Raw genomic sequence first — 19006 nt, 5'->3', positions numbered from 1 at the left:
AGGAAATGAATGAACAGAAAGATAGAAAAACGGATAAGAAAAAAAGGCAAGAAAAAAAGATTATGTTTGAGCATTTTAATACTTATCGTGTTACTTTTGGTGCCGCTTTCTGCTTATGCGTCAGAAATTAAAAGTGATGGGAAAACAACTCAGGTAATAGAGGAAGAGAATAAAACAGTGAGAGTTGGGTATTTCCCATATGCCAATTTTCAGGAAGGCGGCTATGGGGAACACAAGCAGGGAGCAGGCTATGAGTATCTCCAGAAGATTTCTTATATAACCGGCTGGAAGTATGAATATGTCTATGGCTCATTTAAAGAGTGTCTGGATATGCTGGCAGACAAAAGCCATCAGAAATCTGTCGGACCGTCCGGATGGAAAGAAAATACCTATTATTGCAATGACGGCAAATGCATTTGCAGAGGATGTGCAGGCTGCTTTGAATGCCGGAATGGATGATCATGTGGCGAAGCCGGTTGATATGGAGATTATAACATCTGTCATCACAAAATATGTAGAACGATGACTCATTTGTTAAAAAATGGATTGGAAAATTCATAATGGAATGGAACTTGAATAACTGCGCGTCTAACTCATCATTGAAGTAACGGGAATGTGACGCGCAGTTATTCAAAATCAGTGGTCAGTTGATTTAAAGGATTGTTACAGGCAGTATCAGAGCAATGGTGCTGCCTTTTTTGCTGCTCTGGGTTACTTTTACCTGGCCGTTGTGCTGTCTGGCAATCTCGCTTACAAGAGCAAGCCCCAGACCTGCACCGCCCATGGCACGGCTGCGGGATTTGTCCACACGGTAGAAAGGATCAAAGATTTTTTCCTGATTTTCAGGGGAGATACCGATGCCTGTGTCGGTTACCTCCAGGACTGCAGACTCTGCAGTGTGAATGCTTACAGTGACGGAACCAGAAGGACGGTTATATTTGATTGCATTTTCAACCAGATTATAGACTGCCCGGTACAGAAGGATATAGCTGCCTGTAACAGTACAGTCACCTTCTGTCTGAATAAGCCGGATCTGATGCTTTTCTGCAACCGGGTCCAGATCGCAGAAAACTTCTTCTGTGAGTGCTGCAAGGGAAATGGTATCAGAACGCTCTACAGTCTGAAGGCCTGTCATGTCCAGCAGGATTTCCGCAAGGTGGGAAAGCCGTCCGGTCTGTTCCTGAAGCATGGTGAAAAGCCTGTCGTATTCCTGGTGTGTGTGTTCCGGCTTCTTGTAAAAAACTTCCAGATTTGTCTGCATTACAGCTAAGGGTGTGCGAAGCTCATGTGCTGCACTTGCCACAAACTGCTTCTGTGCAGAGAATGCATTGTCCAGGCGGGTAAGCATGTCATTAAAGGATCTGGTCAGACGTGAGATCTCATCCTCTGAGAGTGGGACTTCCAGCGGTTCAGACAGATTCTGAGCCTGTACCTGGCTGATCCTGTCGCTGAATCTGCGCAGGGGGGTCAGGGCTCTTCTGGTGACAAACCAGGTACAGATACTGCTGAGAAGAATAATGATACCTGTGGCAATCATGCTCTGGAACAGAAATTTATTTTTGGTATTCTGGATCTGGTTTTCCAGATCAGGGATGAGGATTTTGGGATCTACATTGATAGAGATCGGGTTTGAATTGTCAGGGGTGACCAGAACCACATAGTCGGAAATCCCTTCCAGACCGGTCACAGCAGAACGGCTGATAAAGAAATACATCAGTGCACAGGCTGTGATAACCAGTCCGGAAATCAGCAATGTGAGCCGCCACTGGAGGGAGAGCCTGCGAGGGGAAAGTTTTTCTGAATAAAATTTCATAGATAAATCCTTTCGTTATAATGACATAGTAGTATTTGGACGCAGATCGCGAAGCGACTGCGTTCATGAGCAAGTAGCGAAGCGGATTGCGAATGTCCGCTTTACATCTGAAAATATTTATTGTACAGATATGAATGATTTTTATTCTTCCAGAATATATCCCTGTCCGATTTTATTTTGTATAGGATCATATCCAAGGGCAGTTCTCAGTTTTTTTCTCAAGGAAGAAATGTGTACCCGGATGGAATTGCTGAAGCTGTTTACGCTGCCATCCCAGAGATGCTCAATCATTTCCTCAGGGCTGATGATCCGGTTGCGGTGAAGCAGAAAGTATTCCAGAAGTGCGCTTTCTTTCCTGGTGAGAGCCAGTGGTGTACCATCTACACTGGCTTCTCTTGTGCGTGTGTCAAAGGTAATGCGGCTGCATCTCAGGCAGACATCCTCCTGGATAAATTTACGGCGGGTAAGGCTGCGGATACGGGCTTCCAGTTCCTCGAAATGAAATGGTTTGGTGAGGTAATCGTTGGCTCCCAGATCCAGACCCTCCACCTTATCCTGGATCTGTACTCTTGCGGAGAGTATGAGAACAGGAGTGTTGGTATTGAAAGTACGGAACTGACGCAGAATGTCCAGACCGTCAATTCCAGGCAGGTTCAGATCCAAAAGAATCAGATCGTAATTCTCTGTCATACATAATTCCAGTCCCTCTTCCCCGTCAAAGCAGGTATCTGTTTCATATCCGTCCATGCGGAGCCCCTCTGCCATGGAACGGCAAAGCTGTTCTTCGTCTTCTATAATTAAAATGTGCATGATAGTCTCCTTTTTGAATTTCCGGTTTCATAGTTTTATAATATCAAAGTCCAAAGTCCAAAAGCCAGAAGATTGTCAGTGTTTGTACGATAAAATTTTTGACTCTGATATATTATCAATTTTATCATAGCACATTAAGCATAAAATTCGTGTAAAAAAGAAAACGATTTCATATTAAAATATCTGCCTGACTACGTTTCAGATTTGTTTGGGATTGATTACAAAATAAAATTCGAAAAAAAGTTATTTTCTTAACACAGATTTTATTTCTCAGATGCTATAATGTGTGCATATCAATAAAAAAGTGTCTGTCATGTGGGGATGAAATCCAGATTTGCGGACAGATACAGAGAAGTAATTAAAGGTAATATAAAAATCATAACAGTAAAAAATGAAGGGAGTTTACTTACAATGAAAAACAGAAGAATGAGATTAATGGCGATTTTTGCAGCAAGTGTATTAAGTGTGACATCTATGGGAGGTATTGTAACTGTACATGCAGGGGAGGCTCTTGCAGTGCCAGCAGATGAAGCAGGTGTAGTCCAGACGGATGGTAAGGATGTTCAGGCAGCAGAAGATGGCAGTGTGGCAGCTTCCGAGGGTCTGATTGCTGAATCCTTCAAACCCTCAGAGATTGCTCAGCCTGCACAGGATACTTATGAATATCCATTCCTTGGAATGAAATTAGGGATTTCCAAAGACCTGAAAGAGCAGATGGAGAAGAAGAATATTTCCATGTTTACAGATGAGAGATGGGATGACAATGCAGAGGCAGTCACATATGCCACAGCCAGCTGGTGTACCCTGACAGACGAGCAGAAGGATGCAGAGGTGGACAAGATGGGCACCGGATATGACGACTGGCTGAAAAGTCTCAGCAGAGTAGGTGTGATCGGAATGTATGACGAGGAATCCCAGAAAGATCTGGATACGATTACCGGATGCACAGAGCATAAAGAACTGGGCACCAGCAGTGACGGCAAATATAAATATTATCTCAGCACAAACAAGGATGCAGATGCAGACCTGCTAAAGGATGTGGAGGGGATTGAAGTAACACTTACAGAAATGACCCCGTTCCAGATGCTTTCTGCATTTGACCAGCCGCAGGATACTTCTGACAGTACAGATGCAGCTGAAGGAACAAATGTAGGCAAATTTGAAACAACAGGAGTTGACGGAAAAACCTATACACAGGATATCTTCAGCAAATACGATCTGACTATGGTAAATGTTTTTACTACCTGGTGTTCTCCATGTATTAATGAGATTCCTGATCTGGAGAAGCTTTATCAGGAGATGAAGGATAAAGGTGTGGGAGTAGTAGGCGTTACACGGGATACAATAGGCAGTGGTGGAAAACAGGATGAGGAAGCAGTGAAAAAGGCTCAGGTAATTCAGGAGAAAACAAAGGCATCCTATCCATTCCTGATCCCGGATTCCGGAATGATGAACGGACGTCTCAATGGAATCTCCGCTTTCCCGGAAACATTCTTTGTTGACAAAAATGGAAATATTGTAGGCGAGACTTACTCCGGAAGCCACAGCCTGGACGAGTGGAAAGAAATTGTGGAAAAAGAGCTGGCGAATGTAACAGAGGAAAAATAAATGAATAAATTAAAAACCAGCAAAATATGGAACAGTAAATGGCCGGCTGTGATTCTTATGCTTGTGGGAGCCTGCTTTATGGGATATGGAATTTCCCGCGGAGAGCTGGCGGTGGTGTTTACAAAAGCCATTAACATCTGTATGGAATGTGTGGGAATTGGATGATTTAACCGAATCAGGCAGGTTCCTCTTCGGAGGCTGCAAATATCCGCCTGACTGAAACATTGTCATAAGATAAGTCTGTGTATAAGATATGAATGGAAAGAAAATAAATTATCATGAGTAACAAAAAGAACAGCGATAACAAAAGTAATAAGAAACAAAATACAAAAAATATGAAGATTAATGAGTGGCCACGCCACGGAATTCAGGCACTGTGGGCGTTCATTACAAACAGTCATGTTACCGGTTTTGTCACAGGCAAAATTTACACAGGCAAATTGAAAAATGCCTGTGTTCCGGGCCTGAACTGTTATTCCTGTCCAGGTGCTGTTGGTGCCTGTCCTATCGGTTCCCTTCAGGCAGTGATAGGGAGCTGGAATTTCAAGATGGCTTATTATGTGGTAGGATTTCTCATCTTCATCGGGGCTATGGTAGGAAGGCTGATCTGCGGTTTTCTCTGTCCTTTTGGACTGATCCAGGATCTGCTGAATAAGATCCCATTTCCTAAGAAAATCCGTACATTCAAGGGAGATCAACTGCTTCGTAAGCTGAAATATGTGATTTTTGCAGTGTTTGTGATCCTGCTTCCATTGTTCCTTGTGGATATTATGGGACAGGGGGCACCCTATTTCTGCAAACTGATCTGCCCGGCAGGAACACTGGAGGGCGGACTGCCACTGGTGCTTTTGAATAAATCCATGCGCAGTGCACTGGGCTGGCTGTACATATGGAAGAATGTGATCCTTGTCATAACGATCATTCTCTCCATTATGATCTACCGTCCGTTCTGCAAATATATCTGTCCCCTGGGAGCACTTTATTCTGTCTTTAATCCTGTCTCTCTGTATAAATACAGAGTGGATAAAGATAAGTGTATAAAATGCGGAAAATGTGCAAAAGCATGCCAGATGATCGTAGACCCTGTGGAAAACTCCAACAGTCCGGAATGTATCCGCTGTGGAAGATGCCGCAAAGCCTGTCCGACAAATGCAATCCAGTGTGGAATCAAGAGAAAACCACAATCATGAAGAAAATAAAATGATATCAGAGGCATGTATAGAACTGTCATCAGTCAAAATTATTCGGGTTCAGCCATGAGACTATGAATAAAAAGATTGATAATAACAGATATGGAAAAGGGACACCTGACAGATTATAAAAGTAGTCTGTCAGGTGTTTTTGTATATTTTTGTTGGAAAATGTATAAAAATATCGAAAAATATATAAAAAACTGGTAAAATCATATTGTGAAAATGCAGAACAGAAAATGAGGTGACTGTATGGCAAAGAAGAGAAGAAAACCGAAGATGGAATTCCGCTATTACCAGATGCCTGCCGGAAGTCCGATTCTGGCTCTTCTGGGGCAGAAGTGGGTTCAGAATTATGGAAATGATGTGGATTATCTTCATTTTCACAATTACCTGGAGATTGGTTTCTGCTATGAAGGGGATGGATTTATGGCGTTTGGTGAGGCTGAAATGCGGTTTTCGGGAAGAGAATTTACGGTGATTCCACCCAATTATGCTCATACGACTAACAGTGATCTGGGTACGGTTAGTAAATGGGAGTATCTTTTCATAGATGTGGAAGGTTTTATGAAAAAATTTCTGAACAATCCGGTAAAGGCTGAAAAAATGATCCAGAGAATATATTCTAAGGCTTTATTTCTGAAAGAGAATGAGTCTCCCTCCATAGCTGAAAAAATTCTTAAGATCATGAATATTATGCGTGAAGGAGAAGAATTTTATATTGAAGAATCCAGTGGAGTTCTTGCGGCATTACTTGTAGAAATTGCCAGACTGAACCGGGCCTCATCGGAAGACAAGGTGGAAGAGGAAACAGGAAAACTTACAAATATGATCACCCGCGTACTGGATTTTGTTTCTTATCACTATATGGAAGACATTCGGATTGAGGATCTGGCGAAGATCTGTCACATCAGTGAAACTCATTTCAGAAGAGTATTTACATCGCATATGAAGGTAAGTCCTCTGGAGTATATTAATTCTGTGCGGATTCATACTGCCTGTGAATTTTTGCAGACAACAGATATACCGGTGGCAGATATTGCGCACAAATGTGGTTTCACGACCAATTCAACGTTTAACCGGAACTTCAGACAGATAATGGGAGTGACGCCGGTTGAATGGAGAAAGCGGCCGGAGAATTATGAACAGCAGCTTTTGGATTTCGATATTCATTCAGAGGAAGGATGGTAAAAAGTTATGAACTATAAGATTGTGGAGCAGGTATCAAGAAAGAAAAAGAGTATGTCCGGAGTCCTGCGTGTGGTAATGATTGTTTTTGCAGTGCTTTTTGTGGTTATGGGAATCACGATTTCCCAGGCATTTATGCTTCCGGGATTTCTGCTTGCAGGGCTGTATTTTGTCTTTGATATATTCAGTCAGAAGGATTATGAATACACGATGGAAAACGGTCAGTTTGAAATAGATGTGATCTATGGCAAGAAGTATCGCAAAACAGCTCATATATTGGAGTTGAGCAGTCTGGAGACAGTGGCACCGCACTGGCATGAAAGTGTTGCAAGGTACAAAAGGAATGGCGGAACGGAGAAACTGAAAAAGTACGATTATACCTCTTATGATGATGATACTCCTTACTACACAATGATTATCCGGGAAGACGGGCACAAGATAAAACTGCTTCTTGATCTTAATGAGGAACTGCTTCATGCGATGAAGACACAATGTCCTGGTAAAGTCTATTTTGCATAAAATGAATTAAAAATTGTAAAATATGTACAAAAATTTAATAAAAAATTTATGAAATAAGAACAAAGGTCATTTTCAAAGACAAAAAAATATAATTTTTTGTCCATGAAAGTGGCTTTTATCATTAAAATGACATGGCAAAAGCGGTGCAAATGAGAAAGTGAACAAAAAACGGATTTTTTGGCATTTCAAATAGTGCAAAATACATAAAATGGTCGAAATTGCACATTATGTGTACGGTTATGCAAACTATACCTGAAAATCGGATGCTATAATTAGCTTACAAGCGATTCGGAAGAAAGAATAAGCTTAATAAAGGAGGACATAAATATGAGAAAAAAATTACTCGCAGTATTAATGACCGGTGCTATGGTAGCATCCTTTGCAGGATCAGCTACAGTTGTTTCAGCGAAATCTGATGATGACAACAAGTTAACCGTATGGGCATGGGATCAGAACTTCAATATCAAATCCATGCAGATCGCAGCAGATCAGTATGCAAAAGATCATGAGGGATTTTCTGTAGATATTATAGAGACATCTTCTGATGACTGCCAGACTAAACTGACAACAGCAGCAAATGCAGGCGATTACAGCACACTTCCTGATATCGTTCTTATGCAGGACAACAGCTATCAGAAATATCTGAAGAGCTATCCGGATGCGTTCACAGATCTGAAAGATATCAACATTAACTGGGATGATTTTGGTAAACTGAAACAGTCCTATTCCATGGTAGATGATACACACTATGGTGTTCCGTTTGATAACGGTGCTGTTATTGCATGCTATCGTACAGATATCCTTGATGAAGCAGGATATACAATTGATGATCTGACAGATATCACATGGTCCAAATTCATGGAAATCGGTAAAGATGTTCATGAAAAAACAGGCAAATATCTTCTTACAAGTGAAGCTACAGGCGGCGATACTCTGATGATGATGATGCAGTCCTGCGGAGCTAACTTCGTAAACGAAGATGGCGAAGCTTACATCGTAGGCAATGAAGTGGCAGAGAAATGTATCAATCTTTATGTAGATCTGGTTAAGAATGACGTTGTTAAACTTGTAAATAACTGGGATGAATATATCGCTACTATTACAGGCGGTGAGGCAGCAGGTATCGTAAATGGTAACTGGATCACAGCTACTCTGATGTCTACAGAAGACCAGAAGGGTCTGTGGCAGATTACAACAATGCCTAAAGTAGATGATGTTGATACAGCCACAAACTATGCAAACAATGGTGGATCTTCCTGGTATATTACATCCAACTGCCAGAATGTAGAACTCGCAGAAGATTTCCTTGCAAGCACATTTGGTTCCAGTACAGAGTTCTATGATGCAATCCTTCCGGAAGCAGGTGCAATCTCCTGTTATCTGCCGGCAGGTGAATCTGAGGTTTACAACGAGCCAAATGAATTTTTCGGTGGACAGTCAATCTTCTCAACAATTGTAGAATACTCTTCTCATATTCCGGAGTTCACAAAAACACCGTATCACTATGAAGCAAGAGAATGTGTCAACACAGCAGTTGTAAATATTGTAAACGGTACATCTGTAGAAGATGCTCTTCAGGAAGCTCAGGATACTCTGGCATTCAAGATGACTGAATAAATTCTGATCGTAGGATCAGATGATGTCAGGATTGCGGGAACAGTGAAACTGTGAAGCAATCTGTAGACAGTAATTAAGTGAATGAAAACAGGTAAGTGCGGGGGACTGCCAGCAGTCCCCCTTTTACTGCAAAGAGTTGGTAATTGTCCGGCAAAATGCTGAACAGTTACAGAGTTTTTTGAAAGGAGGAGTTCACGTGAATTCCAAGAAAAAAGGTATGTCTCTGCTTGGCAAGCAGAGAGCTGCAGGATGGATGTTTCTGGCCCCTGCAACTATCATGATCGCGATCATGAGCTTTTATCCAATGATACGTGCATTTATCATTTCCCTGCAGACCGGAGCCGGAGCAAATATGAGATTTGCAGATCCGATCTTCAGCAACTATAAACGTATTCTGGCAGACAAGGTATTTCAGCAGTCTATTGCAAATACATTCCTGTATCTGATCATTCAGGTGCCAATCATGCTGATACTGGCAATTCTTCTGGCACAGCTTCTGAATAACAAAGATTTGAAATTTAAGGGATTTTTCCGTACCTGTGTATTTCTTCCATGTGCGACATCTCTGGTATCCTATTCATTGATCTTCCGTTCCATGTTTGCTACAGATGGTCTGATCAACAGTATTCTGATCAAACTTGGAATCTTATCTACCGGCTATAACTTCCTGGGAAATTCCGCCAGTGCCAAGATTGTAATTATCCTTGCGCTGATCTGGAGATGGACCGGATATAATATGGTGTTCTATCTGGCAGGACTTCAGAATATCGAATATTCTGTATATGAAGCAGCCAAGATTGACGGTGCCAATGGCTGGAAGACTTTCTGGAAGATTACAGTTCCGCTTCTGAAACCGACAATTATCATGACATTCATCATGTCAATTAATGGTACACTGCAGTTGTTCGATGAGTCTGTCAACCTGACAAAGGGTGGACCGGCAAACTCAACAATCACAATGTCCCACTATATTTACAATACATGTTTTATTAACGTACCAAACTTTGGATATGCAGCAGCAATGTCATTTATCATATTCATTATGGTAGCTGTACTTGCATTTATTAATTTGAAAGTAGGTGATACACGTGACTAAGAAAAACAAATCAGCCATTCAGAGAAGATTGATCCCAACCTATATTTTTCTGATCATCGTGTCATTTATTTCAGTATTCCCGTTATACTGGATGATCTCAGCCGCAACTAATACATCCACAGATGTGTCACGTGGACGAATCATTCCGGGAAGCCATTTTATGGAAAACTTCCGTAATCTTACAGCCCAGCAGCCACTGTGGAGAGCACTTGGAAACTCTTTCTTTTATGCAATCCTTACTACAGTGATCTGTCTTCTGGTCTGCTCTATTGCAGGTTACGGATTTGAAGTTTACCATGATAAGTGGAAAGACAGAGTATTTTCAATCCTGCTTCTGGCTATGATGGTTCCGCAGGTTGCAACTATGGTTCCGTTATTCAAAATGTTCTCCAAGGCGGGACTTCTGAATACAGCAGTAGGTTTTATCCTTCCGATTATTTCCACACCGTTTATGATCATGATGTTCCGTCAGAATGCCAGATCATTCCCGGTTGATATTATTGAAGCTGCACGTATTGACGGACTCAGCGAAGTGAGGATTTTCTTCCAGATGTTCATTCCTACAATGAAATCTACATATGCGGCAGCTGCTGTTATTACCTTTATGAATGCATGGAACTCTTATCTGTGGCCAAAGGTAATCATGACAGACAACAAGGCAATGACCATGCCAATGCTGATCGCCAATCTGATCACAGGTTATGTGACAGATTATGGTATGCTGATGTGCGGTGTATTGTTCTGTTCCATTCCTACAATGATCGTATTCTTTGTATTACAGAAACAGTTTGCAGAAGGTATTACCGGAGCAGTCAAATAAAAAACCTGAGAAAGAGAACACCCGGCAGATTACGAAAAGTAATTTTGCCGGGTGTTTTTGCCTGTTTATAAATAAATACATTCAAATTTGAGTAGGCATAATGAAAAAAGTACGGTAAAATAGATAGAGTACAGAAAGTACTTTTCCAGAATAAAATAAGAAGGGGGAGGGCCATGTCCGAAATAAAGAATAAGAAAAAGAAATCAAGTATTATTCAGATCAGTATCGGTGTTCTGGCAGTTATTCTGGCTATCCTTATTATCATAATGATGGGAATTGTCTCAGATATTCAGGGAACGGCCCGTATTGTAAATTATACCGGTTTAGTCAGGGGAGAGACACAGAGACTCATAAAACTGGAGCTTTCCACGCAGCAGGAAAATGAGATGATCCATGAGATAAGAACTTTTATTGATGGTTTGCGAAATGGAAATGATGAATTAAATCTTGTGCGTCTTGATGATGTTGATTTTCAGAATAAAATGCAGGAACTGGATGATAAATTCTCTGACCTGTATAAGAAAATTCATCTTGTGAGGTTCAAAGGGGCCAAGAACACAGATATTATTCCGGAAAGTGAAGAGTTTTTTGTGATCTGTGATGAAGCAACAGGTCTGGCCGAAAAATATTCACAGAAAAAAGCCACATCCTTATCATTGCTTGAAAAATATATCACAGCAGATATTGTTGTGCTGATGCTGCTGATTGGATATGAATTTATAAAAGCAATACAATATGCGGCAATGAACCGTTTACTGCAGCGAAAGGTATATCTGGATGATGCGACGGGACTTCCGAACAAAAATAAATGTGAAGAATTGCTGAATGAGGAAGAACCGGATGCAGATATCGGTGTCTGTAGTTTTGATCTTAATAATCTCCGGCGTATTAATGACAGCAGAGGACATGAAGCCGGTGATGCCTATATCCGTAGATTTGCTATCTGCCTGCGGGATTCCATGCCGGCTGAGCAGTTTGTGGGAAGAGCAGGTGGAGATGAATTTCTTGCAGTTACCCACGGACTGGACAGAGAACAGATGACACAGTGTCTTGAAAAGGTGCGCAGGGATATGACAGAGGAATCCAGAGTGTATCCGGATACTCCTTTAAGCTATGCGGTGGGATTTGCACTGGCCGGCGATTTTCCCGGAAGTACAATGAGAGAGCTGTTTAATTGCGCAGACAAAAACATGTATATTAATAAGAATCATGTAAAAAGGGAAGAGGCCGCAGCAGAAAAGAATCAGGGATATCAGCTGTTAAAGCTGCTTAATCAGCACGGCAGTAATTTCTCAGACTGTCTGTACTGTGATGCCAGGATGGATACCTATCGGGCGATTCGTTCCAGCGAGAATTTTTTCCTGGCTTCTGATGGTGCATATTCCGGTGCTGTGGAACAGATCATAGAGGAACAGATTGAAAAGTCCTGTCAGGCAGATATCCGTGAAGGGCTGGAGATTTCGGAGCTTCAAAAGAAGATGCATACGAAGGAAGATGTGCTGGAATATGAGTATAATATCGGAAAACAGGGGGCATATAACCGCCTGACACTGATTCCGGTGGACTGGGATGAGGACAAAAAGCTGCATCATTTTCTTCTGGCATTTGAAACCATCCGAAAGACTTCTGAAGGCCAGACAGGGGCAAAAGAGCAGCTGCAGCTTTATTATGAACAGCTGAAACAGTCTATCCTGGAAAATGACAGCTATGTGGATGCACTTCTGGAATTGTCAGATGTGATCTATACAGTAAATCTGACAAAGGATGTTTTGGAAAGAAGGATCGTACTGAATGGAAAAGAACAGAAGAGTCGGGAGCTTTTTATGGACTATCCGCTTCCATGTTCTTATCAGGATTACTGTTGGGAATATGAGAAAAAAATCACCCAGGAAACAATTGCCGGTTACTGCATGACAGATAATTGTGAAAAGCTTCGTAAGAGGTTTGAAAACGGAGAAACAAATATGTCTGTGGAATATTGTGCCCGCGAAGATGATGGAAGTATCCGATGGGTACAGAAAACAGTTCTTATGACCAGAGTGGTAGTGTTTGATACAGAAATCCTTGCTGAGGTACCCATGATCTATGCAATCATTCTGTTGCAGGATACCACACAGAGGCATGAACGGGATGAACAGGAACAGGCGCGCCTTCAGGCCGCATTCAATGAGATGCGTGCCGAGAGCAGGGCGAAAACGAATTTCCTCAGCCGTATGAGCCATGATATCAGGACACCTTTGAATGGTATTATTGGTCTGTTAAAGATTGATGAGACTCATTTTGAGGATAAGGCACTGATACGGGAAAATCATAAAAAGATGAAGATAGCAGCGGATTACCTGCTTTCCCTTATCAATGATGTTTTGCAGATGAGTAAAATAGAGGAAGGTCATATTGTTCTGACTCATGAATATATCTATCTTAAAGATCTGGTCTATGAGATTGAGAGTATTATCACTCACAGGGCAGCAGGTGAGGATATTCAGTGGATTTATGAGAAAAATAAGGAGGATATTCCTTATCCGTATGTCTATGGAAGCTCACTGCATCTTCGTCAGATTTTTCTGAATATCTATGGAAACTGTATTAAGTATAACCGGCCGGGAGGAAAGATTACTACGGTAATGGAGGCAGCAGATGTACATGATGGAATCTGTACATACAGATGGACGATTTCTGATACAGGTATAGGGATGAGTCCGGAGTTCCTGAGCCATATTTTTGATCCGTTTTCACAGGAAAAAACAGATGCCCGGAGTGTTTATCAGGGAACCGGTCTGGGAATGGCGATTGCCAGGGGATTGATTGAGCAGATGAATGGAAGTATTGAAGTGACAAGTCAGGTGGGAGTTGGGTCTGTGTTTGTCATTACTATTCCCTTTGAAATTGCCCAGGAACAGAAAAAGGATAAGGAAATTGCTGAGAAATATGATATTCGTGGATTGCATCTGCTGGCAGCCGAGGATAATGAGCTTAATGCAGAAATCGTAGAAATACTGCTGACAGATGACGGTGCGAAGGTTACAGTTGTAAAAAATGGCAGACAGGCAGTGGAGCACTTCGAAAGTAATCCTCCGGGAACCTTTGATGCCATATTGATGGATGTTATGATGCCTGTTATGGATGGTATTGCAGCAACAAAAGCTATACGTGCCATGGACAGGGCAGATGCAAAAATAATTCCGATCATTGCAATGACTGCAAATGCATTTGAGGAAGATGCAAAAAGATGTCTTGCAGCCGGCATGAATGCACATCTGGCAAAACCTTTCCAGATAGAAGACGTGGAAAAAGCCATTGTGGAGTGCTGTGGAAAGTAAAAGCATTAACATTAAACATTTTAAAAGGTGCTGCCTGGGGGACAGTAGGAATCAGAACCAGGTCAGCACCTTTTGTTTGTCAGACAGTCTCTTAGGATATATTTCTGGTGGGCGGTCTTTGAAAGAATATTACAACTGTTTCATGATAAAACGATAGTCTGTAGGCGTCATCTGGAAATTAGCATAAAAAACCTGGTTAAAATACTTGGTAGAAGTATAGCCTACTTTTTCTGAAATATCAGATACTTTCATGGTAGTATGGGCAAGAAGATCCTTAGCGGCTTCCATTCGGCGTTCTGTGAGAAGTTGTGAAAAGCCCATGGAAAGTTCTTTCTTGAGTAATCGGGAAATATAGGAGCTATTACGGTTTATAAATTCTGCGGCATCATTTAATCCAATTTGTTTTTCGTAGTTTTTATGTATGTATTCTATAACAGCATTGACGATTATCCCTGTGTTTCGTGTGGTGACACTGGACAGCTCCTGGATGATGTTTTTAATACAGTTGGAAAAAACAGTTCTGCTGTGTTCGCTGCAAGGTTGTTCCATACAATAGCGTGTGATCGGAGTAGTAAGGTAATTACTATCTTTAGAGTCATCTAGGAAATTTTTAAGCTGGATATGGAGGTTTAATTCTACTAGTTTGATAGCATCCTGCTGATTGAGCAGATTTTCATTCTGTATCAGTGAAAAAAAAGCATCTCCGATTTCCAGCGCATCACAAAGATTACGTGTCTGAATGGCATTGATCAGATTGGAAATGATCTCGTTAATCTCAATAATACTGGAATTGTAATCATTTATTTCTGCAAAAAATAAAATGCTGTCTTCTAGTGAAACAATATCGGAAGCTTTATAGGAAAAGCAATACTGTATCTGTTTATTGAGCTTTGGAAACTGTTGAATAGAATTGCCAAGTTCACTGATTCCGATTGTGATAGAAGAAAAAAGTTTTTCCCTGGTATAGCAGACAAGTGAATGGGCCAGACTTTTGGCTTCAGCAATAGGATCAGCAGATGTAACAGGCATGAGAATATATACAATGTTTCCAATATAACAGGATGCAATGCCCTCATAATCTTTATTGATCTTCTTAGACAGAGAATAAGAAATATAGTATTCCTGATTCTGGAGGATGTTCATCCTGTTCGTAGTGTTACACTTAACCCCAATTAAATAAAATAGATCCGGGTTTAGACCAAGTGAGAGACATTGTCGGAGCTGTTCTGGTGAAAAACTGGTAACAGGATTAATCAGCAAAGTTTCTATAAACTGTTTTTTCAAAAGACTTTGATTTTCCTTAAAAAATTTGGAAAGCATTTTTTTCTGCTTTTCCATATTTTCCTGTTCCTGAATTGCATTTATGGCTTTCTTTAGACAGGAAAGAAATACCTCACTGTTCAGTGGCTTGAGAAGGTAATCAAAAGCATCATATTTCAAAGCTGCCTGTGCATAAGAAAATTCAGAGTATCCGGAGACAAAGATGACCAGCAGTTTTAGCTGTGATTCGGATATTTTCTGAAGAAGACTAATTCCGTTTTCACAGGGCATTTGAATGTCCGAAAACAGAATATCTGGATTCTCTGTCTGAATGATGGTCCAGGCATCTGCTGCATTAGAAGCTGTCAGGATGGTATGGGATTTAAAGTCAGACTGCCGGATTATATTTTCCATGGTCTGAAGTGCAATTGATTCATCGTCAACAAGTAATATTTTCATTTCAAATTTCCTGCTTTCTCAATTGGTTTTTCCACTAGTTTCAAAGGAAGGCGGACTATGATACATGCTCCGCTGTTTTCATTATTCTGTAGGATCAGTCCATGATCTTCGCCGTAATAGAGCTTTAGTCGTTTATCAATATTGTAAATGCCATAAGAGGTGGCTGGCTTTTGCTGAAAACTTTTGGAAAAATCTTCAAGAAATTCCCGGGAAAAACCTGGACCATTATCTTTTACACAAATCTGAAGGTTGGTACCATCGGTACTTCCAAGAATGGCAATGATACCTTTGTCAGAGATTTTTGATGTTCCGTGGATCACTGCATTTTCGATTAGAGGCTGGATGATCAGTTTGGGAATATAGTAATGGTATAGTGATTTGGGAATATCAATTAAAATGGACAGATTATCTCCGAAACGGAGCTTCTGTATATAGGTATATTCTTTTACATAATACAAAGCCTCTTCTATGGTGCTGAATGGCTTGCCTTTCAGGGACATGCGTTCAATATCTGCAAGTGCAGTCAGAGCATGATGACATTCTTCTTTTCTATCCATATCTACCAGGCCGGAAATACAATTTAAAGTATTGTAAAGAAAGTGAGGATTGATCTGTGCCTGGAGGCTCTCAATTTCAATGTTTTTTGTAAGAATTTCCTGTTCATGGATCTTTTCAGATAATGTATGGATACGTGAAAGAGTCTGATTGTATACATTGGATAACTGGGAAAATTCAATGGAACTCTCCATATGGATAAATGCATCATTATTGATCGCTTTTGTTTTATTCAGTTTTTCCATAAAATAGTCAAATTCATCTGCTATGCTCCGGGAGATAAAGCGTGTTGCTCCGATGATTGCAATCAGAGCAAGAATAGAGGGGAAAAGCAACAGGATTACAAACATCCGGGCATTTTTATAAACTAATGACTGATTAGTTATCAGCAATAATTGCAGATTATTTATGCTGGTGGAAAAAGAAGATGCTGTATATTTATACGTCTGTGTATTCAGACGTTTATTTTCTACGAGCTCAAAAATGTTCTGTTCTGAAAGTTCAGTAGTATTTCTAAAAATATGATGATTATTATCAATTAAAACAAATTGGTACACGTTACTATTAAGGGAAAAGATTTTGTCAAAAACAGTAGCCTTGGGTTCTACGATTAGTGTACCAAGACGATTCTTTCCTGTAGTTTCAGTTTTTCCAGTCCATTGATAAATATTTCTACATATGTACAATTTATCTGAATCATCAGTACTCCCAAAGAGAAAAGGTAATCCGTGAAAATCATCACCTTTTTTCAGAATCTCTGTAATGTAAGAGGGAGAAAGATCGGATACCAACTGTGATGAGTAGTTGGTTGTTGAAATCAGCTTTCCGTTGTTAGTGATAAAAAATACATTATCTGAATAGTTCATGCTTAAAGAAGGATAATAGGGAGCATCGTTTAATAAAAGCTGTTGGAATTCCAGCCCATCATCCTGTGTTATATTTATAAGATTGTTCTGTGTTGCATTTTTATAGAAAAAGATACTGGAATCGGAGGTAAACTGAGAAAAATAGGATTCCAGTGATGTGAGCGCCGTATTAGAGTAGGCTGTTTGTTCATGTTCGGAGGATTCCTTCACAGAATGAAAATAAAATATGGTATCAATTGCTCCGATGGAGAGAAATGTGATTAGTAAGATAGGAATCACATAACGTGTGTATTTGATTCGAATACTGATGGGGCGAGTTATTTTTTGTTTCATACAAACCTCTTTCTTATAAATGTATCAAATTATTCTGCTTTTTTATTATAACATATGAGATTCGGAAAAAAAGAGGTGGTAAAAAATTTGGTATAGGATGTCATTATTCTGGAATCGAAAAACACTATAAATGAGAATATAATAAAGACATCAAAGAACAGGAGGTTTTTATTTATGAGAAAGAGAGTAATCAGTACCTTGTTGGCAATGGCAACAACAGCAGGTTTATTTGCCGGAAATGTATCTGCAGTGTACGCAGAAGGAAAGTCATCCGGAGATTATGAATATCAAGAGCTTGAGGATGCCGAGATTACATATTATAATTATTCTGTAGAAGGAAAAGAACTGTATGAGAAGGAAATCGCTGCTTACAATGAAGTTCATCCGAACGTGAAAATTAATCTTGAACTTGTTGGCGGCGGTACAGACTGGCGTTCTACATTAAAGGCTGAAATTTCAAGTGGTCAGGCACCGGATCTTGTGGTTATGGAAGGTGCATCAGATTTTGATACATTTGGCGATATGATTGAAGATCTTAGTGACCAGCCATGGGTGGAGCATATATATGAAAACAATGTCAGTGACTGTAAAGTTGGGGATGCAATAGTTGGTGCACCATCAGGTGTAGTGTGCTATGGTCTGCTGTATAACAAAGCTGTTTTTGAGGCCTGTGGCATTGATGGTTCTACATTAAAGAGTTACGATGATATTGATGCAGCTTTTGGCAAAGTTCAGGATGCTATTGATGCAGGAGAACTTGCAGATCAGTTCCCAGATCTTGAAGCGGTTGTTTCACTTCCGGCGGCAGAATCATGGGTACTTGCAAATCATGGTGCAAATCCGGCAATTCAGGCAGAGTTTGGAACTGCATTTGAAACTTATGAAGCGAAGTCTCTTGATTTTAAATATGCAGATGCATTAAAGGACTATATTGATCTGATGGTAAAATATTCTCCTGATGCAGACAAACCAGAAGCATTGGTTGGAGTTGATTATGATAGTGCAATGGGCGGTTCCTTCTGTATTGGAAAAACAGCTGTTATTCAGATGGGACAGTGGGTTGCTCCTGTAATCGATGAAATTGATCCGGAACTTCGTGAGAACATTGGCGTTCTTCCAATGCCTTTAAAGGGAGTGGATGAAGATAATATCTGTTATGGTATTGCTTCCTATTTTGTTGTCAACAAGAATTCAGATGATGCAAAAAAAGCTGCTGCAAAAGATTTTGTAAATTGGCTGCTTATGTCTGATGAAGGAAAAGCATTAATTACTTCTAATATCAGTCTTCCATTTGATAATTTTGCAGATTTTCCATCTGAAAACGTAATCAGTCTTGCATGTGAACCATATGCAAAAGAAGGAAATACGTTCTCATTAGTATTTGGTGGTTATCCAGATGGTTGGTCTGATTTATTAGGCGCTGGAATCCAGAGCTATATTGCCGGGGAAAAAGAGTGGGATGCTGTTGTTGAAGAAGCAAAAGCAAACTGGGCAGAAATGAGATAAAGAAAAGTTTCAGGACAGCCGGAAAACACTCTGGCTGTCCTTTTAT

The 19006-nt window shown here is 40.4% G+C and carries 16 protein-coding genes; 12 read left to right on the top strand and 4 right to left on the bottom strand.

The window, feature by feature from the left end; genetic code table 11:
• Positions 1-9 precede the first annotated feature (9 nt).
• Positions 10-459 (top strand): hypothetical protein, encoded by a 450-nt coding sequence (locus tag WKT11_RS14975; RefSeq protein WP_243118125.1) that lies wholly within the window; start codon positions 10-12, stop codon positions 457-459.
• A complete protein-coding gene (locus tag WKT11_RS14970; RefSeq protein WP_242986773.1) occupies positions 401-526 on the top strand; it encodes a hypothetical protein in 126 nt (41 codons plus the stop codon). The genes WKT11_RS14975 and WKT11_RS14970 overlap by 59 nt, the downstream gene beginning before the upstream one ends.
• A 126-nt stretch (positions 527-652) precedes the next feature.
• Here the strand turns inward: WKT11_RS14970 and WKT11_RS14965 are convergent, their stop codons facing one another.
• Both WKT11_RS14965 and WKT11_RS14960 read right to left on the bottom strand, forming a co-directional pair.
• Positions 653-1813 carry a sensor histidine kinase gene (locus WKT11_RS14965; protein WP_340285179.1) on the bottom strand — a complete coding sequence of 387 codons (1161 nt, stop codon included), beginning with the start codon at positions 1811-1813 and terminating at the stop codon, positions 653-655.
• A gap of 141 nt (positions 1814-1954) precedes the next feature.
• Complete coding sequence (locus WKT11_RS14960) at positions 1955-2623, bottom strand: response regulator transcription factor (protein WP_117845892.1); 669 nt, start codon at positions 2621-2623, stop codon at positions 1955-1957.
• 411 nt (positions 2624-3034) lie between these two features.
• On the opposite strand from WKT11_RS14960, the gene WKT11_RS14955 reads away from it, so the two are divergent.
• The 9 genes from WKT11_RS14955 (at position 3035) to WKT11_RS14915 (ending at position 13981) form a co-directional block, all read left to right on the top strand.
• Entirely contained in the window at positions 3035-4231 is a 1197-nt protein-coding gene (locus tag WKT11_RS14955; RefSeq protein ID WP_118137283.1) for a TlpA family protein disulfide reductase, read from the top strand.
• Positions 4232-4396 carry a CD1871A family CXXC motif-containing protein gene (locus WKT11_RS14950; protein ID WP_019160354.1) on the top strand — a complete coding sequence of 55 codons (165 nt, stop codon included), beginning with the start codon at positions 4232-4234 and terminating at the stop codon, positions 4394-4396. It begins immediately after the preceding gene.
• Positions 4397-4509: 113 nt separating this feature from the next.
• Positions 4510-5421 (top strand): 4Fe-4S binding protein, encoded by a 912-nt coding sequence (locus WKT11_RS14945; RefSeq protein ID WP_330489872.1) that lies wholly within the window; start codon positions 4510-4512, stop codon positions 5419-5421.
• Between the two features lie 252 nt (positions 5422-5673).
• Positions 5674-6612 carry a helix-turn-helix domain-containing protein gene (locus tag WKT11_RS14940; protein WP_243009942.1) on the top strand — a complete coding sequence of 313 codons (939 nt, stop codon included), beginning with the start codon at positions 5674-5676 and terminating at the stop codon, positions 6610-6612.
• A gap of 6 nt (positions 6613-6618) precedes the next feature.
• Entirely contained in the window at positions 6619-7128 is a 510-nt protein-coding gene (locus WKT11_RS14935; RefSeq protein WP_173684579.1) for a hypothetical protein, read from the top strand.
• A gap of 327 nt (positions 7129-7455) precedes the next feature.
• A complete protein-coding gene (locus WKT11_RS14930; protein ID WP_117675979.1) occupies positions 7456-8745 on the top strand; it encodes an ABC transporter substrate-binding protein in 1290 nt (429 codons plus the stop codon).
• A 196-nt stretch (positions 8746-8941) separates the two neighbouring features.
• Positions 8942-9841 carry a carbohydrate ABC transporter permease gene (locus tag WKT11_RS14925; protein WP_117675981.1) on the top strand — a complete coding sequence of 300 codons (900 nt, stop codon included), beginning with the start codon at positions 8942-8944 and terminating at the stop codon, positions 9839-9841.
• The gene (locus WKT11_RS14920; RefSeq protein ID WP_178762164.1) at positions 9834-10661 is read left to right on the top strand and encodes a carbohydrate ABC transporter permease; all 828 of its coding nucleotides are present in this window, start codon (positions 9834-9836) and stop codon (positions 10659-10661) included. The genes WKT11_RS14925 and WKT11_RS14920 overlap by 8 nt, the downstream gene beginning before the upstream one ends.
• A 173-nt stretch (positions 10662-10834) precedes the next feature.
• On the top strand, positions 10835-13981 hold the full coding sequence (locus tag WKT11_RS14915; protein ID WP_340285178.1) for an ATP-binding protein: 3147 nt from the start codon (positions 10835-10837) through the stop codon (positions 13979-13981).
• Positions 13982-14110: 129 nt separating this feature from the next.
• On the opposite strand, the gene WKT11_RS14910 is transcribed toward WKT11_RS14915, so the two are convergent.
• Both WKT11_RS14910 and WKT11_RS14905 read right to left on the bottom strand, forming a co-directional pair.
• A complete protein-coding gene (locus WKT11_RS14910; protein WP_118247765.1) occupies positions 14111-15700 on the bottom strand; it encodes a response regulator transcription factor in 1590 nt (529 codons plus the stop codon).
• On the bottom strand, positions 15697-17454 hold the full coding sequence (locus WKT11_RS14905) for a sensor histidine kinase (protein ID WP_119243858.1): 1758 nt from the start codon (positions 17452-17454) through the stop codon (positions 15697-15699). Before WKT11_RS14905 ends, WKT11_RS14910 begins: the two co-directional genes overlap by 4 nt.
• A gap of 174 nt (positions 17455-17628) precedes the next feature.
• Here WKT11_RS14905 and WKT11_RS14900 point away from each other — a divergent pair, with 174 nt between their 5' ends.
• Positions 17629-18960 carry an ABC transporter substrate-binding protein gene (locus WKT11_RS14900; protein WP_118341621.1) on the top strand — a complete coding sequence of 444 codons (1332 nt, stop codon included), beginning with the start codon at positions 17629-17631 and terminating at the stop codon, positions 18958-18960.
• Positions 18961-19006: the final 46 nt, after the last annotated feature.

The organism is Blautia sp. HCN-1074, from assembly GCF_037890165.1.
In the GTDB taxonomy this organism is placed as follows: Bacteria; Bacillota; Clostridia; order Lachnospirales; family Lachnospiraceae; genus Blautia_A.
The sequence above is the reverse complement of the archived record's forward strand: the minus strand, read 5'-3'. Positions and strand labels throughout refer to the sequence as shown.